The following is a 19198-nucleotide window of genomic DNA, read 5'->3' as shown; positions in this document are numbered from 1 at the left end:
GGGCGGTGTGCTGGGGCGGGGTATAGGGATGCTGCTGGGCCGACGCGGCGGGAAGCAAGGCGAACAACGCGGCAAGCGGCAACGAAAAGCGGCGCATCGATCCCCCCGGCAGATCAGGGGAGATTGAGTGCGCCGCCATGGATCGTCAAGCTGGTTCGCCGTTCGATGGAGTGAGGATCAGTATACCCGCTTCTTCGGCTTGATATACTCGATCTCGTCGGTGAGCGTGTAGTCGTGCACCGGGCGGTAGTCGATCGCGACCGCGCCGCCCTGGCCGCCCCAGCCTTCGAAGCTGGTCACGGTGTGCTTCATCCAGGTCGCGTCGTCGCGATCCGGGAAGTCCTCGTGCATATGGGCGCCGCGCGATTCCTTACGGTTGTCGGCGCTGCGCATCGTCACGACGGCCTGGCTGATGAGGTTGTCGAGCTCGAGCGTCTCGATGAGGTCGGTGTTCCAGATCAGCGAGCGGTCGGTGACGTCGATGTCGGTCATCCGCTTATAGACTTCGTCCATATGCTTGACGCCTTCCGCCAGCAGGGCGCTGTCGCGGAACACCGCGCAGTGGCGCTGCATCGTGCGCTGCATGTCCTTGCGGATCTCGGCCGTGGGTGAGCCGCCCTTAGCGTTGCGGAAATGGTCGAGCCGGCCGAGCGCATAGTCTTCCGAGCCCTTGGGCAGCGGATTGTGCGGGGTGCCGGGCTTCAGCGTCTCCTTTAGGCGGAGGCCCGTGGCGCGGCCGAAGACGACAAGGTCGATCAGGCTGTTCGAGCCGAGGCGATTGGCGCCATGCACCGAAACGCAGGCTGCTTCGCCGACCGCGAAAAGGCCGGGGACCACGGTGTCGGGGTTGCCGTCCTTGTTGATGACGACTTCGCCATGATAGTTGGTCGGCACGCCGCCCATATTGTAGTGCACGGTCGGCACCACCGGCAGCGGCTGGCGCGTCAGGTCGACATTGGCGAAGATCTTGCCCGTCTCGGTAATGCCCGGCAGGCGTTCGGCCAGCACCTTGGGATCGATATGATCGAGGTGCAGGAAGATATGGTCGTTTTCCTTGCCGACGCCGCGACCTTCGCGAATCTCCATTGCCATAGACCGGGCGACGACGTCACGGCTGGCGAGGTCCTTGGCCGAAGGAGCATAGCGCTCCATGAAGCGCTCGCCTTCCGAGTTGGTGAGATAGCCGCCTTCGCCGCGCGCACCCTCGGTAATCAGCACGCCCGCGCCGTAGATCCCGGTCGGGTGGAACTGCACGAACTCCATGTCCTGGAGCGCAATGCCCGCGCGCAGCGCCATGCCGTTGCCGTCGCCGGTGCAGGTATGCGCCGAGGTCGCCGACTGATAGACGCGCCCGCCGCCGCCGGTGGCGAGCACCACCGCGTGGCTGCGGAAGCGGTGGATCGAGCCGTCTTCCATGCACATCGCGATCACGCCGCGGCACTTGCCGTCTTCCATGATCAGGTCGAGCGCGAAATATTCGACGTAGAAGTCGGCGTCATACTTCAGCGACTGCTGATACAGCGCATGCAGCATGGCGTGGCCGGTGCGGTCGGCTGCGGCGCAGGTGCGCTGAACCGGGGGGCCTTCGCCCATATTCTGCATATGGCCGCCGAACGGACGCTGATAGATCGTCCCGTTATCGTTGCGGCTGAACGGCACGCCGGCATGTTCCAGCTCGATCACCGCCGCCGGCGCTTCGCGCACCATATATTCGATCGCATCCTGGTCGCCGAGCCAGTCCGACCCCTTGACGGTGTCGAACATGTGCCAGGTCCAATGGTCCGGCGAATTGTTGCCGAGCGAGGCGGCGATGCCGCCCTGCGCCGCAACGGTGTGGCTGCGCGTCGGGAACACCTTGGTGATACAAGCGGTCTTGAGGCCCGCCTCGGCGCAGCCCATCGTGGCACGCAGGCCCGAGCCGCCGGCGCCGACGATCACGGCGTCATAGGTGTGATCGATGATCTTGTAAGCGGCGGACATCAGGCGGGCGCTCCCGGGGTGACGACGGTGAAGGCGATCTTGAGGATCGAGAAGATCGCGAAGGTGCCCGCCGCGACGGTGAAATAGTTGAGCAGCGTCATCAGCACGATACGCGTCTCGTCATGCTGATAATCCTCGATCACCACTTGCAGGCCGAGGCGGAAGTGATTGAAGACGCTGATCACCAGCAGGATCATCGGCACCGCGGCCCAGGGCGACGACAGCCACGCCTGCACCACGCCATAGGAAAGCTCGGGCAGGCGGACCAGGCTGACGATCAGCCACAGCATGAGCAGCAAGTTCGACCCTGCGGTCAGCCGCTGCGTCACCCAATGATGCGTGCCCTCATGCGCCGCGCCGAGGCCGCGGACGCGGCCGATATGCGTACCGTTACCCATTATTTTGTCTCCACCGCGATCGGCGCGCTGACCGCCGGTGCGGCCTTCAGCCGCTCATAGCTGATATAACCCCACAGCGCCGCGGTCAGCAGGACCGCGACGACCATGGTCAGCACAGCGAAGCGCTTGTTGGCCTTCAGCTCGAACGCCGCGCCGGCATCCATCCAGAAGTGGCGGATGCCGCTCATCATGTGCTGGAAGAAGCTCAAGGTCAGGCCGATGCCGAGGATATAGCCGGCGATGTTGGGCGCGCCGCTCTCGACCGTCAGCAGGTCCATGAACTTGGCATAGTGCGTTTCGCCAGCGGCGATCGCGCCGAGCCACCACAGGAATACGAACACGCCGACCGTCGCCATCCCGGTGCCGGTGGCGCGATGCAGGATCGAGACCAGCATGTGCGGGCCCCATTTCCAGACCTGAAGATGCGGTGAGAGCGGTCGATTGACGTTGCGAGCCTTGGCCAAGGCAGGTCCCCTGATATTTGCCGCGCCTAATGAGACAGAGCGGCGAGCGATGCAAGACGCGAGTGCGAGCGAATGCGTCGTGGCTAACCAGCCCTTAACGGTTGGCGGCTAGGCCCGACGAAAGGGGGCGAGCCGGGCAGGGCCGCCGTGTGCCAGGATGATCGGGGGACTGTGTGAGCGACGCCAATTCGGACAAGAAGATGCCGCCCTTGGGAAGCGTCAGCGCAAGCATCGACTTGCGCGAGCGGATGCGCCTGTTCGACCTGACCGATGCCGATATTGCCGCGGCGCGCAAGCTGTGGACGGTGATCGAGCCGGAAGCCAAGCGAGTCTCCGCTGCGCATTGGGAGCAGTGGCGGCGATTTTACGGCGATCAGCGCAGCTTCGCGGCGCACGATAACGAGCGCATGATCGAACTGGGCATGGCCTATCTGCGCAATCGCTACACCAATGGCGCGGGGCTCGACTGGGTGCAGTCGGCCGAGCGTACCGTCGCCGGAGCCTATGCCCAGGACGTGTCGCTGACCGCCATCCTGTCGATGACCGATGCCGGGGGCCGCGCGACGCTCGCCATCCTGAACGAGGCGCTGGCGGGATCACCCGACCTGGCCCCGATGATCGACCTGCTGTTCCGGCTGCGCTCGGTGGAATGCGAAATCTATACCGCGCTCTATGCCGCCTATTTCGAATTCGACACCCGCGCCGCGCGCGACCGCCTGGCCGGGCAGTTCAACGAATCGATCGGCAGTTCGGTCGAGCAGGCGTCGAGCGAGGGCGAGACGCTGCGCGCGCAGGCAGCGCTGACCTCGGCCGCGGCGCGCGGCATGCTGGGCAAGGCGAGTGAAGTCGCCGCGGCGGCCGAACAATCGGCGGTGGCCATGCGCGAGGCGGCCCATACCGCCGCCGGCCTGATCCGTGCGATCGAGGATGCGCGCACCGAAGTCGAGGCGGCGGCGGGGATCGCCACGCGCGCGTCGACCCAGGCGAGCGAGGCGGTGACGATGAGCGAGATGCTGTCCGATCACGCCAAGTCGATCGAATCGATCCTGGGCCTGATCCGCGACATCGCCGGGCAGACCAATCTGCTCGCGCTGAATGCGACGATCGAGGCGGCCCGCGCGGGTGACGCCGGTCGCGGCTTTGCCGTTGTGGCGCAGGAAGTGAAGAGCCTGGCCAACCAGACCGCGCGCGCGACCGACGACATTGCCGCCAAGATCGCGGCGATCCAGTCGGCGACCAAGGGCACGGTCGATACCAATGCGTCGATCCGTGACACGGTGATCGAGGTGCAGGCGAGCGCGGACCGCATCCGCACCGCGATGGAAGTTCAGGCGCAAACCGTGACCGCGATCACGGCGGCGGTCGACGAAACCGCGCTGGCGGCGGATTCGATGTCGGCGACGATCGGCGCGATCCGCGAGGATACCGAGAGCGTGGCGAGCGAGATCGACCGCGTGGGCCAGGGCTTTGCCGCGCTGGAAGGACAATTGGGGGCATTGAAGAGCAGCGCGGGCGATTTCGTCGCAAAAGTCGCTGCCTGAACATGGAGGGGCTATGCCTGAACGGGTCAAGGATGTCGGCCAGTGGGGAATCAACGACCGGCCGCTGATCGAACGAATTCGCGATTATGACTGGGACGGGGCGATCGCGCCGGGTTGCGCGGAGATTTCGGAACTGATCGACCATGATTTCGACCGGATTTCCAAGGCATTCTGGGATCATTATCTCAGCTTGCCGACGACAGCGCACGTGCGCAGCTATTTCGTCGGCGAGCGGATGCGCCACCAGCTGGAAGTGAGCGCGCATTACATGGCGGCGAAGTTCCGCCGCCCGCTGGATGATGAATGGCTGCACATGGCGTCCAAGCACGCTGACGACGCACACCGCTCGCGGATCCCGCTGTCGGCACTGCTGGCCGGCTTTGCGCACGCGCATTCGACGACTTATGCCGTGCTCAAGGAAAAGCTGGACGGGGACGCCGAGCGGCTGGGGCGGCTGGGCGACGTGGCGCAGCGCATGTCGATGCTGGAAGCCGATTTCATGGCGTCGCAACTGGGCGCGCGCGACGCCGCGCTGGCCAGCGAAAGCCGGCGCGAACGAGTGGCCCGGTTTCGTGAAGACATCGCCGGCACGATCGAGACGACCAGCGAGCGCGGCGCGCGCGTTCGCGAGCAGGCGCAGGGCGTTGCGGGTTCGGCACGCGGGATGCTGGGCAAGACCAGCGAGGTCGCCGCCGCAGCGGAGCAATCGGCAGTCGCGATGCGCGAGGCGGCGCACACCGCCGCCGGCCTGATCCGTGCGATCGAGGATGCGCGCAGCGAAGTCGAGGCGGCGGCGATCATCGCGACGCGCGCGTCGGATCAGGCGGGGGTCGCCGTCGCGACCAGCGAGATGCTGTCCGACCACGCCAAGTCGATCGAATCGATCCTTGGCCTGATCCGCGACATCGCCGGGCAGACCAATTTGCTCGCGCTGAACGCGACGATCGAGGCGGCCCGCGCGGGCGATGCCGGCCGTGGCTTTGCCGTGGTGGCGCAGGAAGTGAAAAGCCTTGCCAACCAGACTGCGCGGGCGACCGACGATATCGCCGCCAAGATCGCGGTGATCCAGTCGGCGACTCGCGATACGGTCGAAACCAACGCGTCGATCCGCGATACGGTGGAAGAAGTGCAGACCAGCGCCGATCGCATCCGCACGGCCATGGAGGTGCAGGCGCAAACCGTGACCGCGATCACGGCGGCGGTCGACGAAACCGCGCTGGCGGCGGATTCGATGTCGGCGACGATCGGCGCGATCCGCGAGGACACCAAGGCGGTGGCGGACGAAATGGCCTCGCTCGAGCGTGAGTTCGGCGAAATCGACGAGCAGCTTTCGCAGCTGACGCAGACGACCACCGAATTCTCCGCTTCGGCAGCGGCCTAGTCTCGACTTCCCGGCGCCGCGATGCGTAGAGGGTCGGCATGACGACCCACATCCTCGTGACCGGCGCGAGCCGGGGCATCGGCGCGGCGACGCTTGCCATACTGAACCAACCCGACGTTCGCGCGGTGGGACAGGCGACTCGGCCCGATTCCGCGCATGAACTGATCGCAGCGGACTTTGCCGAACCCGGTGCTCCGCGCGCTTTGTGGGATGCCGCGCTCGACGCGCTCGACGGACGGATCGACGTGCTGGTCAACAATGCCGGCGTGTTCGAGGCGGCACCGATCGATCTGGACGACGATGCGTGGCTCGCAGCCTGGGAGCGGACGATGCAGATCAATTTGACAGCGTCGGCGCAGCTGTCGCGCCTTGCGGTGCGGCACTGGCAGGCGCGCGGGGAGGGCGGCCGGCTGGTCAACATCGCCAGCCGTGCCGCCTATCGTGGCGATTCGCCGGCACATTGGCATTATGCCGCTTCGAAGGCCGGAATGATCGGCATGACCAAGAGCATCGCGCGCGGTTATGCGGCGCAAGGCATCCTTGCCTTTGCGATCTGCCCCGGCTTTACCATGACCGGGATGGCGGAGGACTATCTTGCCAGCCGGGGCGGCGACAAGCTGCTCGCTGATATCCCGCTGGGCCGCGTCGCGGAGCCGGCAGAGGTCGCCACGATGGCGCGGTTCTGCGCGATCGATGCGCCAGCTTCGATGACGGGCGCGGTGCTGGACGTGAACGGGGCGAGCTATGTCCGTTAAGCCGTACGCGCTCGCCACGGCGATCTGGACGGCGCTCGTCGCCACGCCGGCGGCGGCGCAGACCAGCGACGCATCACCCGCCGCGCTGGTCGCGAGCTGTGCGGGGAAGGACGGTTGGAGCGACCCGGCGCCGCCGGCGCGCATCTTTGGCAACGTTTATCAGGTCGGCACGTGCGGCATCGTTGCGCTGCTGATCACCTCGGACGAGGGCCATGTGCTGATCGATGCGGCAACCGATAAGGCAGCGCCGGGGATCGCGCGCAACATCGAGGCGCTGGGCTTTCGGCTGCGCGACGTGAAGGTGATGCTGAACGGTCACGAGCATCTTGACCATGCCGGCGGTTTCGCAGCGATGCAGCGCCTGACGGGCGCGCGTCTGCTGGCGCGCGCGCCGGCCAAGGCAGCGCTCGAGAGCGGCAAGGCCAGTGCCGACGATCCGCAGATCGGCTTGAACGATCCGTTTCCGGGCGCGCGCGTCGACGGGATCGTGGCCGATCGGCAAGTGGTGCGGGTAGGGCCGATCGTGCTGACCGCCCACGCCACGCCCGGCCATACGCCCGGATCGACCAGCTGGAGCTGGCGCAGCTGCGATCGGTCGCGCTGTCGCAACATGGTCTATGCCGACAGCATTTCCGCGCTGTCGCATGACAATTACCGATTCAGCGATCATCCCGCCTATGTCGCGGCGTACCGCGCCGGGCTCGATCGGATTGCTGGCCTGAACTGCGATATCCTGATCACCCCGCATCCGGGCGCCAGCAACCTCTACGACCGGTTGATCGGCAAGGCGCCGCTGGTCGATCGTCGCGCGTGCGCAGCCTATGCGAAGGGCGGTCGTGAGCGGCTTTCGGCGCGGCTGGCCAGGGAAGGCGCGAAATGAGCAGCTGGAAGCTGACGCTGCCCTGCACGCGTGACGAGGCCGAGGCGATCGACTTCGAGGGCGCGGAACTGCTCGCGCTCGATCCTGCGCCGGTGCTGCTGACCAGCGAGACGGTGCCTGACGATCCGGCCAACTGGCAGCTGGAGGCGTATTTCGAGACGAAGCCGGGCAAGGCCGATGTCGCGGCGATCCGCACGCTCGTGCCGAGCGCGGGCAAAGCGCGGCCGGTAATCGAGCAACTGCCCGACGAAGATTGGGTGACGCTGAGCCAGGCGGGGATCGAGCCGGTCCATGCGGGGCGCTTCTACGTCCACACCAGCGGCAATCGCGGTGACGTGCCGGCGGGAGTCAAGACGCTGCAGATCGAGGCCGGGCGCGCGTTCGGCACCGGCACGCACGAGACAACGAGCGGCTGCCTGCTGACGCTCGACGCGATGCGCGCACGCGGCGAGGTCGCGCGCAACCTGATCGATGTCGGCACCGGCACCGGCCTGCTCGCCTTCGCGGCGCTGCATCTGTGGCCCAACGCCTATGCGACGGCGTCGGACATTGATCCCGTTGCGGTCGAAGTGACGGCGGAGAATGCCGCGATCAATGGCGTCGCGCTGGGCGGCGGCCCCGGGCAGCTGGCGCTCGCCGCCGCGGCGGGGCTGGAGCATGAATTGCTGATCGCTCGCGCACCCTATGACCTCATCATCGCCAATGTGCTGGCCGGGCCGTTGATCGACCTGGCGCCCAGCATCAGCGAGGCACTGGCGCCGGGAGGCACGCTGATCGTCGCGGGGCTGCTGAACACGCAGGCGGAGCGGGTGGCGAATGCCTATCGCCGCCATGGGCTGCGGCTGGCGGGGCGAGTGGCCCAAGGCGATTGGCCGACGCTGCGGCTGCGCAAGCGGGTGCGCTATGGCTGGGGCCGGACGACCCGGCCCGGACCGGACGGCAGCGGGCTGGCGCCGGGGTTCGGAAGCTGGTGATCTAATCCATCACCCGGACCACGCTTGCGAAGCGTGCGCCGTCCTCGATTTGAATTTCGTTGAACGAGGGCCGCGTGTCGCGCACGCGTTCGGACAGGGTGCCCGCGCCGATCAGCCGGATCGTGCCGCCGGGGGCGGGGTGTGCCACTTCGAACGGATCGTGGACATGGCCGGACAGCACGCCATGCGCGCCGGCCTGCGCCAGTGCCGCCAGCGCGGTGGCGCCATTGCGGGTCTGAGCGGTGCTGCGCGTGCCGGCATCGACCAGCGGGTGATGCGCGGCGATCAGGATCAGATTGCCCTTGGGCGCGGCGGCGATGCCGTCGAGCGTCCTGCGCAGCGCGCGGCCGCCGACATAGCCTTTCGACCAGTTCAGCCGCAGCTGGAACCGCGCGGTGGTCTTCATCGGCACGATCGACACGCCCTTGATGTCGAGTGGTCGCTCGATCATCCGCTCCAGCGCCTTGTAGCGTTTGTAGGGCGTTACCAGCCGCGCCCAGGGGTTGAAATAGGGCAGGTCGTGATTGCCGACCTCGACGGTCACCGGACGCTTCAGCCCTTCCAGCCATTTCGCCGCCGCCTCGAACTCATGCGACCGCGCGCGCATGGTGAGGTCGCCGGTCATGACGACGGCGTCGGGCTGTTCGGCATGGACGGTCGCGGCGAACCAGTCGAGCGCGGCCTGATCCTGCGCGCCGAAATGGATGTCGCTGACGTGGAACAGGCGGATCATGCGGACTCCTGCTTGGTCGAGATGAAGATCGGACGGGTCATGCCGCCGGTGATGTGCGCATCGGCCGCAAGCGTTTCGGGCTCGCCATCGAATAGCGCGAGGATCGGGCGGCGGGCAGCAAGCTGAACACTCGTTGCCCGGCGATAGGTGACTGCGCGCGTGGCGAGCCAGTCGCCGGTCAGCCAGTCCCAGCCAAGCTCGACGATGCTGCGCAGGTCGCGCGCGTCGATCGCGGCGACCTCCAATGCTGTGGGTGCCGGATGCACGAACACCGCCTGGTACAGCCGCGTCATGCCGGGCACGCCGACGATGCGCAGCCCCTTGCCGAAGGTGCGTCGCCACGCCGTGCCGATCAGTCGAAGGACGCGGCCGACACGCCGCTCTCGCGCGGCTTCGCGGGCCTGCCCCCAATGGGCCGCGGGGCCGACGATCAGGCCGGCAAAGGCGCGATGCGGCCCGGCCTGCGCAAAGGGGAGGGCGACGCGATGGCCCGTTCCGTGCGCGGCATGGATGATCGTCGTGGGGTCGAGGCTGTCGTGCAGCGCCTTGGCGAGCAGGTTCATCGTGCCGCCGGGCAGGATCAGGAAGCCGCCGTCCCAGTCCGCGAGCTTGCGCAATGTCGCGTTGATCGTCCCGTCGCCGGCGAACAGAACGATGGTGTCGGCATCAGCGGCGGCAAGGTCGGTCGGCGCGGGGATTGGCTCGTTTGGAAAGTCGGTGCGGCCGGCCAGCGTCAGGCCGCGCTCCGCGAACACGGCCTCCAGCGACTCGCACTTTTCAGGAGTCGCGGTGCCCGATGCTCGATTGGTGATGAACCAGACCCGCTCCATGCGGGGCTAACGCGTGGGATGCCGAAGGGTTCGCCAATCGCCCCGGCACCAGGCGGATGCGCTAGAACACCGGCAAGTCGGGGTCGCCGTCATCGACCGGCGTGTGGATGCCGCATTCGGTCTTGTCCCAGCCCGCCCAGCGGCCCGAGCGCGGGTCTTCGCCCGGCTTTACCTTGCTGGTGCATGGCGCGCAGCCGATCGAGAGATAACCCTGCGCTTCGAGCGGGTGGCGCGGAAGGTCGTGCGTGACGAAATAGGCGTCGAGATCGGCCTTGGCCCAGTCGGCCAGCGGGTTGATCTTGAGCTTGCCGGCCTTGTCCACCTCGAACCGGGGCAGGGCGTTGCGAGTCGCCGCCTGGAACGCCTTGCGCCCGGTGATGCTCGCATCGAACCCGGCCATGGCGGTTTCGAGCGGAATGACCTTGCGAATCTCGCAGCAGCCATCGGGATCGTAGGACCAGCGCAGCCCGGTCTCGTCGCGCCTGGCGATCGTTGCTTCGTCGGGCGTGACGATGCGCAGGTTAGTGAGGCCCAGCCGCGCCGCGATCGTATCGCGATAGGCGATCGTCTCGGGAAAATGCTTGCCGGTGTCGAGGAAGATGACCGGCACGCTCGCGTCAACCGACGCGACGAGGTGCAGCAGCACGACCGACTCCGCGCCGAAGGACGAAACGATCGCGACGTCGCCGACCATGTGTTCGGTCAGCACCGTGCGGAGCATCTCGACCGTCGGCACGCCGCGGAACAGGTTGTTAAGGCGCAGCGCGTCGCGTTCGGTCCAGGCCGGTGCGACTTCGATACGGTCGATCTTGCGTTCAGCCACGCTGGCCATGACGTTTCTTCCACACAGGCTCGGCGGCATCGGCCGCGCCCTGATAGACATGATCGTAGCGCGCGAGCGACGCGGCCAGCACAGCCTCGTCCACCGGCGCTTCGGGTGCGAAGCTGTCGAAGCCGCAGCGGCGCATCAGCGGGATTTGATCGACTAGCACATCGCCCTGCGCCCGCAGTTCGCCGGTATAGCCGGCCTCACGCAAGATTCGCCCGGCCGAATAGCCGCGTCCGTCGCGGAACTTGGGGAAGCTGACTTCCACCAGCGAAAGGCGATCGAGGTGCGGCAACAGCGCGCGCGCATCGTCGCTCGATTCGAGGCGGACTGCGGTGGCGTTCGACTGGCCGAGAAAGGCGTCGAGCGTGACCGCGGGCTCGTCATGCGCCGCATCGTCGCGATAGCGAAGCTCAGCCATAGATCGCTTCCTTGAACGGGGCCATGCCGATGCGGCGATAGGTGTCGACGAAGCGCTCGCCCTGCGTGCGCTGGGCAAGATAGACGTTGGTCGCTTTTTCCACAGCGTCGACCACGCCGTCCTCACTGAAGCCCGGGCCAGTGATCTGGGCGAGGGACACGTCCTCCGCGCCCGATCCGCCGAACGAGAGCTGGTAGTTCTCGACGCCCTTACGATCGACGCCCAAAATGCCGATGTGACCGGCATGGTGGTGCCCACACGCGTTGATGCAGCCGCTGATCTTGAGCTTCAGTTCGCCAAGCTCGCGTTGCCGGCCGAGATCGGCGAAGCGTGTCGCGATCTTTTGCGCGACGGGGATCGAGCGCGCATTGGCAAGGCTGCAATAATCCAGGCCCGGGCAAGCGATGATGTCGCTGATCAGGTCGAGATTGGCGTCGGCAAGCTCCGCCTCGCGCAGCGTCTGCCACACGGCATACAGATCGGCCTTGCGCACATGCGGCAGGACGATGTTCTGGGCGTGGGTGACGCGGAGTTCATCGAAGCTGTAGCGTTCGGCCAGATCGGCCATGACGTCGATCTGTGCCGACGACGCATCGCCCGGAATGCCGCCGATCGGCTTCAGGCTGATATTGACGATGGCATAGCCGGGCTGTTTGTGCGCGACGACCTGCTGGTCTAGCCAGACGGCGAAGTCCGGGTCGCTACGGTCGATTTCGTCGGACAGGCCGGCCTCGAACGCCGGATCGACGAACTGCGCGGCGATGCGGTCGAATTCGGCGCGGGGCGGATCGATGCCCAGCTTCTTCACCTGCGCAAACTCGGCTTCGACCTCTTGGCGGTACTTGTCCGCGCCGATCTCGTGCACCAGGATCTTGATGCGCGCCTTGTACATGTTGTCGCGCCGGCCATAGCGATTGTAGACGCGCAGGCACGCTTCCATGTAGCTGACGAAATCGTCGAACGGCACGAAATCCTTGATCAGCGGCGCGATCATCGGGGTGCGGCCCATGCCGCCGCCGACATAAACGGCGACGCCATGCTGGCCGTCACGCTCGACGATCTGCAAGCCGATATCGTGCAGCCGCATCGCCGCGCGATCCTCGTCCGCCGCGATGACGGCGATCTTGAACTTGCGCGGCAGGTAGCTGAATTCGGGGTGGAAGGTGCTCCACTGGCGCAGCAATTCGGCCCAGGGGCGCGGATCGGTCAGCTCGTCGGCTGCGGCCCCTGCATATTGGTCCGAACTGATGTTGCGGATGCAATTGCCGCTGGTCTGGATGGCGTGCATCTCGACCGTCGCGAGTTCGGCCAGGATGTCGGGCGCGTCCTCAAGCTTGATCCAGTTATACTGGATGTTTTGGCGCGTGGTGAAATGGCCATAGTCGCGGTCGTATTTGCGCGCGATGTGCGCCAGCATCCGCATCTGCGTGGCGTTCAGCGTGCCATAGGGCACGGCAACGCGCAGCATATAGGCGTGCAGCTGGAGATAGAGGCCGTTCATCAGCCGCAGCGGCTTGAACTGATCCTCGGTAATCTGGCCGGCCAGGCGGCGGTTCACCTGGTCGCGAAATTCCTCGACGCGCGCAGCGACGATGGAATGATCATATTCGTCATATTTATACATGTCAGATTACCCAGCTGCCGGCACTGGGGTCGGCGGGTTTGAGCGTCAGGTCCGGGCGCACCGTGGGGCCGAGCGCGCGAATGCGGTCCTTGATATGCGCCGGACGCGGGCCGTCGGGCGTCGCGGTCGCGTCGATGACATAGGGGCCGTTGACGCGGCGCGCGCCTTCCTCGGCCTGCGCGATCGCCTCGCCCTGTTCGCCGACATCGACCGCATCCTCGACATGGCGCGACCAGCCGTTGCCGGTCCACCAGGTCACGTCGCCGCTGGCAAGATCGTTACCGGTCAAAATCTTCACAGATCAAATCCATGCATCAGTTCGGCTTTCTTTGCCCAGCCGGCGAGTTTGTCCTGCGCGTCGGACAGCGCGACCACTTCACCCACGACGATGATCGCCGGGCTCTTCACCTGCTCGCGCTCGACCATCGGGCCAAGGTCGGCCAGCAGCGTGCGCATGGCGCGGCTGCCCTCCAGCGTCGCCCGCTCGAGGATCGCGACCGGCATGTCGGGGGCGACGCCGTCGTTCATCAGCTTTTCGGCGATGTCGGGGCAGGTCGCGACGCCCATATAGATGACGAGCGTGCGGCCCTTGCCGGCGAGGCCGGCCCAATTCTGGTCCTTCAGCCCCTTGCACTGGCCGGCGACGAAGGTGACCGCGCTCGACCAGTCGCGATGGGTGAGCGGCAGCATCGCCTCGGCCGCGCCGCCCAGCGCCGCGCTGACGCCCGGAATGACCTCGACCGGCAGACCTGCCGCGCGCACTGCCTCGACCTCTTCGCCGCCGCGGCCGAAGATGAACGGGTCGCCGCCCTTCAGCCGCACGACGATCGCGCCGGTCTTCACATGCGCGATGATAAGGGCGTTGATCCCATCCTGTGGCACCGTGTGCTTCGAGCGGCTCTTGGCCACGCTGATACGGTGCGCCTGGGGGGCGAGGTCCAGCACGCGTGGATCGACCAACCCGTCATGCACCAGAACATCGGCGGATTTCAGCGCCTCGACGGCGCGAACGGTGAGCAGGCCGGGGTCGCCCGGCCCAGCACCGACCAGGATCACGCGACCGCGCGCGGATGGATCGAGCAGGGAAGCCATGCCAGTTCAGATGGTCCCCGGGCGGGGTTGCGGCAACCGATGCTTGCTTTGGAACCGCTTAGCGAAACTATGCCGCCAGTTCGCGCGCGCGCGCCGCCAGGCGGATCGCCTCGTCGATCAGGTCGCCGGCGAACGCCGGGTCCTTCTGCGCCACCGCGATGGTGAGGCAGTTCTTGGCTTCCTGAGCGAGTTTGTGGGCACGGGATGGAGGTTTGGTACGCGACATGGTCTTCACGGCCGCTAAATGCCCGCGATGTGACGGAGTTCCGCCATTCGTCGCAGTCGGCAAATTATATCCTAAGCGTCTCGAATGCCGACGCCGATCGATGCGCGCGCCTGATCCGCCTCGTTCGAGACGACGGGGTAGGCGCAGTAATCGGCGGCGTAGAAGGCGCTGGGACGGTGGTTGCCCGACCAGCCGATGCCGCCGAACGGTGCGCCCGAACTCGCGCCGTTGGTCGGCCGGTTCCAGTTGACGATGCCGGCGCGGATATTGGCCCAGAACTGATCGTACAGCTTGGGATCCTGGCTCACCAGGCTGGCCGACAGACCGTAACGCGTATTGTTCGCCTCGGCGATCGCTTCCTCGAACGTGTTGGTCCGGATCACCTGAAGGATCGGGCCGAACAGCTCGACATCGGGGCGCTCGCGCGCGTCCGTCATGTCGATCAGCGCGGGGGTGACGAATGGGCGCCCGTCGATCGGCCGTTCCATGTGACGCAGCGGGCGACCGCCCAGGAACGACAGCTCAAGGAAGCTTTCCGTCAGCAGGTCGGCGGTGTCGTTGTCGATCACCGGTCCCATGAACGGCGCGGGATCGGCATGCGGTTCGCCGATGATGAGCCGCCCGATCAGCTTGTTGAGTTCGGCCAGCAACGGTTCGTAGAGGTTCTGGTCGACGATCAGCCGCCGCGCGGCGGTGCAGCGCTGGCCCGCGCTGGTGAAGGCTGACTGCACGACCAGCACGGCGGCGGCATAGATGTCGGGTGTCGACCAGACGAGGATCGGGTTGTTGCCGCCCATCTCCAGCGCCAGGATCTTCTCGGGCTTGGAAGCGAAGGCGCGGTTCAGGGCAAGGCCGGTCCGGGCCGATCCGGTGAACAACAGCCCGTCGATCCCGTCATGGCCGGCCAGCGCCTTGCCCTCGTCCGGCCCGCCCACGACCAGGCGCACGCAACCCTCCGGAATCCCGGCGGCGTGATAGCATTCGACCAGGAACGCGCCCGTTGCCGGCGTCTTTTCCGACGGCTTGAACACCACCGCGTTGCCGGCGAGCAGCGCCGGGACGATATGGCCGTTGGGCAGGTGCGCGGGGAAGTTGTACGGGCCCAGCACCGCCAGCACGCCATGCGGCTTGTGCCGCAGCGCGAGGCGTGAGTTCATCGGCGCGTCGATCCGCCGCTGTCCGGTGCGTTCGGAGAAGGCGGTGACGGAGATGTCGACCTTTGCGATCACGGTCTCGACCTCGGACCGTGCTTCCCAGATGGGCTTGCCGGTTTCGCGCGCGATCAGGTCGGTGAAGGCGTCGGATTTCTGCCGCACGACATTGGCGAATCGGCGCAGCGCCTCGACCCGGTAGGCGAAGGGACGAGCAGCCCAGTCGGCCCAACTCGCCTGCGCCTTGGCGACTTCGGCGTCGACATCCCCGATCCGCTGGCGCCACAGCACCGCGCCGGTTGCGGGCTCGGTCGATATGATTTCCGATCCGGGCATGCGTTCTTCTTATGACTTTCGTTGACGGCCCCCGCCGTGACCTCGTTGCTCTAGCACCATAATATTACGCGTTTCCAGCGCCACGCGCGTCAAGTGCCTGACCGCATTGACGGATTGACGCCACCTTGGCGTTGAACGGCCCCCAATCGTCGTCACGATCGATCGCCGACCAGATCGCCTCGACCTCGTCGATCAGCATCGAACAGGGTTCGCCCTGCGCGAAATGAGGGTGCGCGCGAGCGTCGGGTCGCGGCGTATATTCGCCCAGGACGGCGCGCACGGCGTCCCATTCCTGGCCATAATCGTTTGGCAGCGCCGCGCCGCGTGCGTCGTGGAAGAAGCGGTCGATCGGCGCCTGCGTTGCGACCAGCGCCTCGTCGATCGCGGTCCGCAGCCGCCAGCCGCGTTCCGGGTCTCCACCCTGCAGCCCCAGCCGCCGCTCGAGCGGCGCGCCGCAGGCCCGGCGAAAGCGATCCTCGAACGTTTCCAGCCGCTCGATCAATGGCGGCGCCTCGCTGATCCGACGCAGCGACACGGCCAGTTGCGCGACGTTCCACATGATCGCTTCGGGCTGACGCGCGAGCGCGTAGAGGCCGGCATGATCGAAATAGGCCGCGGTAAAACCCGGCTCCCAGGTCGGCGCGAACCGCCAGGGGCCGTAGTCGAAGCTTTCGCCCATGACGTTGATATTGTCGGTGTTCAGCACGCCATGGACGAAGCCCGCGGCCATATATTGCGCGGCGAGCGTCGCTGTGCGCCCGACCACCAGATCGAAGAACTGCGCGACCGGATCGGCCTCGGGCTCAACCCCGTACATTTCGCGCAGACAGTAATCGACCAGCCGCTCAAGCGCATCGGTATCGCCATGATAGGCCAGCCGCTGGAAGGTGCCGATGCGGATATGGCCCAGGCTCATCCGCACCAGCACCGCCGAGCGGGTGGGAGAGGGTTCGTCGTTGCGTTCCAGCGCTTCGCCGGTTTCGATCAGCGAGAAGCTGCGCGAGGTGGCGACACCCAGCGCCTCGAGCATCTCGCTTGCCAGCACCTCGCGCACGCCGCCTTTGAGCGTTAGCCGCCCGTCGCCGAACCGGCTCCACGGCGTCTGGCCCGATCCCTTGGTGGCCAGTTCCAGCAGCGCGCCGTCCGCGCGCCGCATCTGCGCGAACGAAAAGCCGCGTCCGTCGCCAAGCTCGGGATTGTACACGCGGAACTGGTGGCCGTGATAGCGCATCGCCAGCGGCTGCGGCAGGTTGCCGGGCAGCGGCTCGAATCTGCCGAAATGCCGCGCCCAGGCTTCGTCGCTCAGACCGTCCAGCCCGACCTCTACCGCCGCGCGGTCGTTGCGGAAGCGCAGGATGGTTTGCGGAAAGTCGGCGGCATGGACCGGATTGTAGAACGGTTCACCCAGCTTCAACAGCGCCGGATCGGGATGGTAGGAGGGTGCTTGCGGGAAATCGGCCATGCGGCGATATGGGGAGCGATGGCGACCGCGCGCAACCTGCCCAATTACAGCGATGGCTATTGGTGGTCGCCCGATGGATTGCGGCTGCATTACCGCGACTATCCCGGAGACGCGGGCCGGCCGCCGCTGCTGTGCATCCCCGGGCTGACTCGCAACGCGCGCGACTATGAGGCGCTGGCAAGGCGGCTGGCGGGAAGCCGGCGCGTCATCGCGGTCGAACTGCGCGGGCGGGGCGAAAGCGCCTATGCCAAGGACCCGATGAGCTATGCGCCGCTGACCTACCTTCAGGATCTGGAGGCGCTGATCGGCGAGCTCGAGCTGGCGCGGTTCGTCGCGGTGGGCACCTCGCTCGGCGGCATCCTGACGATGCTGATGGCTTCGACCCACCCCGAGCGAATCGCCGCCGCCGTGCTGAACGACGTGGGGCCGGAGATCGAGGCCGCGGGCCTCGGCCGTATCCGCACCTATGTCGGCAAGGCGAACTGGCACCCCACCTGGATGCATGCCGCCCGCGCGGTGGCCGAGAGCAATGCCGACGTCTATCCCGATTACGGCATCGAGCAATGGCTGGACATGGCCAAGCGGCTCTATCGCCTGAACAGCGCGGGCCGCATCGTGCTCGACTATGATATGAAGATCGCCGAGCCGTTTCGCGTGCCTGGCAACGAGGCTGGTCCCGACATGTGGCGCGCGTTCGACGCGCTGAAGGACAAGCCGCTGCTGATCGTGCGCGGCGAGCGATCGGATATCCTGTCGGCTGCGACCGCGACGAAGATGCGCGAGCGCGCGGCTGACAGCGACCTGGTGACGGTGCAGGCGACCGGCCACGCGCCGACGCTGAGCGAGCCGGAAGCGGCGGCGGCGATCGACCGGTTGCTGGCGCGGATCTGAACCCGCCACCTGCGGGCGGGGAATTGCTTTCGGCGAACCCGCCGCTAATCAACCTGCTGCGATGTCAAAGCCCCTCAACATCCTTCATCTCCATTCCAGCTTCGACCTGGGCGGGAAGGAAGCGCGCGCCGTCCGGTTGATGAACGCGTTCGGCGACCGCGCGCGGCACATGATCGTGTCCGGCGTTCCCGATGCGCTGTCCGCCCGCGACGCGATTGCGCCCGGCGTGCGCTACGAGATCGCGCAGAACCCGCCGCCGCTGACCGGCAAGCCATCGGTCGCGCGATACGAGGCGATCGCCAAGTTCATGGCGCGCTTCGACCTTGTGCTCACTTATAACTGGGGTGCGATCGACGGTGTGATGGCGCGCCGCGTGTTTGCCAAGAACATGCCGCCGGTGATCCATCACGAGGACGGGTTCAACGCCGATGAAGCGGTCCGCCTGAACCCCGTGCGCAACATGTATCGCCGCATCGCGCTCGGCGCTGCCGACGCGCTGGTCGTGCCGAGCCATGTGCTGGAAGCCATTGCGCAACGCATCTGGAAGCAGCCGGCGGGCAAGGTGCATCGCATCTCGAACGGCATCGACACCGCGCGCTACGGCAAGAAGCCCGATCCCCGCGCGCTACCGGGATTCAGCCATTTGCCCGGCCATGTCGTGGTGGGCACGCTGGCCGGGCTGCGCGAGGTCAAGGACCTGCCGATGCTGGTCGCGGCGGTCGGCGGCCTCAAGACGAAGGCGCAACTGGTGATCGTGGGCGAGGGGCCGGAGCGGCAGGCGATCCTGGACGCGGCCGAGAATATGGGGATGGAGAAGACGGTCCTGCTGCCCGGCTTCGCGCCCGATCCGCACCGCTACATGGGCTTGTTCGACATCTTCGCGCTATCCTCGAAGAGCGAGCAGCAGCCGATTGCGGTGATGGAGGCAATGGCGGCGGGCCTGCCGATCGCGTCGGTTCCCGTGGGCGACGTGCGGCGCATGATCGCGCCCGAGAATGAAAGCTTCATCGCGCCCGACCGCAACCCCGTGCACCTGCGCGACCAGATCGAGCGGCTGGCCGGCTATCCCGATGCCCGCCGCCATGTGGGCAAGGCGAACCAGGCGCGCGCCCGTGCGTTGTTCGACGAAGCGGCGATGATCGCGAGCTATGCCCGGCTGTATGCCGATGTGGCGGACCGCCCGGGGATATTGGGCTGAATCCACTCGCTTAGTCGCGCCGACGCCGCTAAACG

At 66.7% G+C, this 19198-nt stretch carries 20 protein-coding genes; 7 read left to right on the top strand and 13 right to left on the bottom strand.

Going from position 1 to position 19198, the window contains the following annotated elements; genetic code table 11:
- Positions 1–177: 177 nt before the first annotated feature.
- Genes sdhA through sdhC form a run of 3 tightly spaced genes read right to left on the bottom strand, consistent with a single transcriptional unit; the run spans position 178 to position 2842 of the window.
- Complete coding sequence (gene sdhA, locus BFL28_RS09840; RefSeq protein ID WP_069320387.1) at positions 178–1980, bottom strand: succinate dehydrogenase flavoprotein subunit; 1803 nt, start codon at positions 1978–1980, stop codon at positions 178–180.
- Positions 1980–2378, bottom strand: coding sequence for a succinate dehydrogenase, hydrophobic membrane anchor protein (sdhD, locus tag BFL28_RS09835; protein WP_069320386.1), 399 nt, complete (start codon positions 2376–2378; stop codon positions 1980–1982). Before sdhD ends, sdhA begins: the two co-directional genes overlap by 1 nt.
- On the bottom strand, positions 2378–2842 hold the full coding sequence (gene sdhC / locus BFL28_RS09830) for a succinate dehydrogenase, cytochrome b556 subunit (protein WP_069320385.1): 465 nt from the start codon (positions 2840–2842) through the stop codon (positions 2378–2380). Before sdhC ends, sdhD begins: the two co-directional genes overlap by 1 nt.
- 200 nt (positions 2843–3042) lie before the next feature.
- Here sdhC and BFL28_RS09825 point away from each other — a divergent pair, with 200 nt between their 5' ends.
- The 5 genes from BFL28_RS09825 to BFL28_RS09805 are packed head-to-tail and all read left to right on the top strand — an operon-like array spanning position 3043 to position 8373.
- Positions 3043–4383: a methyl-accepting chemotaxis protein gene (locus tag BFL28_RS09825; protein WP_069320391.1), complete on the top strand. Its 1341-nt coding sequence runs from the start codon at positions 3043–3045 to the stop codon at positions 4381–4383.
- Positions 4384–4396: 13 nt separating this feature from the next.
- Positions 4397–5764, top strand: coding sequence for a methyl-accepting chemotaxis protein (locus BFL28_RS09820; protein WP_069320384.1), 1368 nt, complete (start codon positions 4397–4399; stop codon positions 5762–5764).
- 38 nt (positions 5765–5802) lie between these two features.
- On the top strand, positions 5803–6519 hold the full coding sequence (locus BFL28_RS09815) for an SDR family NAD(P)-dependent oxidoreductase (RefSeq protein ID WP_069320383.1): 717 nt from the start codon (positions 5803–5805) through the stop codon (positions 6517–6519).
- Positions 6509–7399, top strand: coding sequence for a subclass B3 metallo-beta-lactamase (bla, locus tag BFL28_RS09810; protein ID WP_069320382.1), 891 nt, complete (start codon positions 6509–6511; stop codon positions 7397–7399). The genes BFL28_RS09815 and bla overlap by 11 nt, the downstream gene beginning before the upstream one ends.
- Positions 7396–8373, top strand: coding sequence for a 50S ribosomal protein L11 methyltransferase (locus BFL28_RS09805; protein WP_069320381.1), 978 nt, complete (start codon positions 7396–7398; stop codon positions 8371–8373). Before bla ends, BFL28_RS09805 begins: the two co-directional genes overlap by 4 nt.
- 1 nt (position 8374) lies before the next feature.
- Here BFL28_RS09805 and BFL28_RS09800 read toward each other — a convergent pair whose 3' ends face one another.
- The 10 genes from BFL28_RS09800 to BFL28_RS20500 form a co-directional block, all read right to left on the bottom strand.
- Positions 8375–9106 (bottom strand): metallophosphoesterase family protein, encoded by a 732-nt coding sequence (locus BFL28_RS09800; protein ID WP_069320380.1) that lies wholly within the window; start codon positions 9104–9106, stop codon positions 8375–8377.
- On the bottom strand, positions 9103–9936 hold the full coding sequence (locus tag BFL28_RS09795; RefSeq protein WP_069320379.1) for a diacylglycerol/lipid kinase family protein: 834 nt from the start codon (positions 9934–9936) through the stop codon (positions 9103–9105). The genes BFL28_RS09800 and BFL28_RS09795 overlap by 4 nt, the downstream gene beginning before the upstream one ends.
- Positions 9937–9997: 61 nt before the next feature.
- Entirely contained in the window at positions 9998–10768 is a 771-nt protein-coding gene (locus tag BFL28_RS09790; RefSeq protein ID WP_069320378.1) for a phosphoadenylyl-sulfate reductase, read from the bottom strand.
- On the bottom strand, positions 10752–11183 hold the full coding sequence (locus tag BFL28_RS09785; RefSeq protein ID WP_069320377.1) for a DUF934 domain-containing protein: 432 nt from the start codon (positions 11181–11183) through the stop codon (positions 10752–10754). The genes BFL28_RS09790 and BFL28_RS09785 overlap by 17 nt, the downstream gene beginning before the upstream one ends.
- Entirely contained in the window at positions 11176–12807 is a 1632-nt protein-coding gene (locus BFL28_RS09780; RefSeq protein WP_069320376.1) for a nitrite/sulfite reductase, read from the bottom strand. The genes BFL28_RS09785 and BFL28_RS09780 overlap by 8 nt, the downstream gene beginning before the upstream one ends.
- Before the next feature lies 1 nt (position 12808).
- Positions 12809–13105, bottom strand: coding sequence for a DUF2849 domain-containing protein (locus BFL28_RS09775; protein WP_069320375.1), 297 nt, complete (start codon positions 13103–13105; stop codon positions 12809–12811).
- A complete protein-coding gene (gene cobA / locus BFL28_RS09770; RefSeq protein WP_069320374.1) occupies positions 13102–13899 on the bottom strand; it encodes a uroporphyrinogen-III C-methyltransferase in 798 nt (265 codons plus the stop codon). The genes BFL28_RS09775 and cobA overlap by 4 nt, the downstream gene beginning before the upstream one ends.
- A gap of 67 nt (positions 13900–13966) precedes the next feature.
- Positions 13967–14125: a hypothetical protein gene (locus tag BFL28_RS21120; protein WP_206599101.1), complete on the bottom strand. Its 159-nt coding sequence runs from the start codon at positions 14123–14125 to the stop codon at positions 13967–13969.
- 71 nt (positions 14126–14196) lie between these two features.
- Positions 14197–15612, bottom strand: a complete 1416-nt coding sequence (gene astD / locus BFL28_RS09765; protein WP_069320373.1) for a succinylglutamate-semialdehyde dehydrogenase — start codon at positions 15610–15612, stop codon at positions 14197–14199.
- A 64-nt stretch (positions 15613–15676) separates the two neighbouring features.
- Complete coding sequence (locus tag BFL28_RS20500) at positions 15677–17074, bottom strand: protein adenylyltransferase SelO family protein (RefSeq protein ID WP_069320372.1); 1398 nt, start codon at positions 17072–17074, stop codon at positions 15677–15679.
- Between the two features lie 36 nt (positions 17075–17110).
- On the opposite strand from BFL28_RS20500, the gene BFL28_RS20495 reads away from it, so the two are divergent.
- Both BFL28_RS20495 and BFL28_RS09750 read left to right on the top strand, forming a co-directional pair.
- The gene (locus BFL28_RS20495) at positions 17111–17965 is read left to right on the top strand and encodes an alpha/beta fold hydrolase (RefSeq protein WP_119184580.1); all 855 of its coding nucleotides are present in this window, start codon (positions 17111–17113) and stop codon (positions 17963–17965) included.
- Positions 17966–18026: 61 nt separating this feature from the next.
- Positions 18027–19163, top strand: a complete 1137-nt coding sequence (locus BFL28_RS09750; protein ID WP_069320370.1) for a glycosyltransferase — start codon at positions 18027–18029, stop codon at positions 19161–19163.
- The last annotated feature ends 35 nt before the right edge of the window (positions 19164–19198 follow it).

This window comes from Sphingomonas turrisvirgatae (assembly GCF_001721295.1).
Lineage (GTDB): Bacteria > Pseudomonadota > Alphaproteobacteria > Sphingomonadales > Sphingomonadaceae > Sphingomonas > Sphingomonas turrisvirgatae.
The sequence above is the reverse complement of the archived record's forward strand: the minus strand, read 5'-3'. Positions and strand labels throughout refer to the sequence as shown.

Excerpts from the sequence above, each read along its gene's own strand:
- sdhA (WP_069320387.1), bottom strand. The coding sequence starts at position 1,980 with ATGTCCGCCGCTTACAAGATCATCGATCACACCTATGACGCCGTGATC.
- sdhD (WP_069320386.1), bottom strand. The coding sequence starts at position 2,378 with ATGGGTAACGGTACGCATATCGGCCGCGTCCGCGGCCTCGGCGCGGCG.
- BFL28_RS09825 (WP_069320391.1), top strand. The coding sequence starts at position 3,043 with ATGCCGCCCTTGGGAAGCGTCAGCGCAAGCATCGACTTGCGCGAGCGG.
- BFL28_RS09820 (WP_069320384.1), top strand. The coding sequence starts at position 4,397 with ATGCCTGAACGGGTCAAGGATGTCGGCCAGTGGGGAATCAACGACCGG.
- BFL28_RS09815 (WP_069320383.1), top strand. The coding sequence starts at position 5,803 with ATGACGACCCACATCCTCGTGACCGGCGCGAGCCGGGGCATCGGCGCG.
- bla (WP_069320382.1), top strand. The coding sequence starts at position 6,509 with ATGTCCGTTAAGCCGTACGCGCTCGCCACGGCGATCTGGACGGCGCTC.
- BFL28_RS09805 (WP_069320381.1), top strand. The coding sequence starts at position 7,396 with ATGAGCAGCTGGAAGCTGACGCTGCCCTGCACGCGTGACGAGGCCGAG.
- BFL28_RS09800 (WP_069320380.1), bottom strand. The coding sequence starts at position 9,106 with ATGATCCGCCTGTTCCACGTCAGCGACATCCATTTCGGCGCGCAGGAT.
- BFL28_RS09795 (WP_069320379.1), bottom strand. The coding sequence starts at position 9,936 with ATGGAGCGGGTCTGGTTCATCACCAATCGAGCATCGGGCACCGCGACT.
- BFL28_RS09790 (WP_069320378.1), bottom strand. The coding sequence starts at position 10,768 with ATGGCCAGCGTGGCTGAACGCAAGATCGACCGTATCGAAGTCGCACCG.
- BFL28_RS09785 (WP_069320377.1), bottom strand. The coding sequence starts at position 11,183 with ATGGCTGAGCTTCGCTATCGCGACGATGCGGCGCATGACGAGCCCGCG.
- BFL28_RS09780 (WP_069320376.1), bottom strand. The coding sequence starts at position 12,807 with ATGTATAAATATGACGAATATGATCATTCCATCGTCGCTGCGCGCGTC.
- cobA (WP_069320374.1), bottom strand. The coding sequence starts at position 13,899 with ATGGCTTCCCTGCTCGATCCATCCGCGCGCGGTCGCGTGATCCTGGTC.
- BFL28_RS21120 (WP_206599101.1), bottom strand. The coding sequence starts at position 14,125 with ATGTCGCGTACCAAACCTCCATCCCGTGCCCACAAACTCGCTCAGGAA.
- astD (WP_069320373.1), bottom strand. The coding sequence starts at position 15,612 with ATGCCCGGATCGGAAATCATATCGACCGAGCCCGCAACCGGCGCGGTG.
- BFL28_RS20500 (WP_069320372.1), bottom strand. The coding sequence starts at position 17,074 with ATGGCCGATTTCCCGCAAGCACCCTCCTACCATCCCGATCCGGCGCTG.
- BFL28_RS09750 (WP_069320370.1), top strand. The coding sequence starts at position 18,027 with ATGTCAAAGCCCCTCAACATCCTTCATCTCCATTCCAGCTTCGACCTG.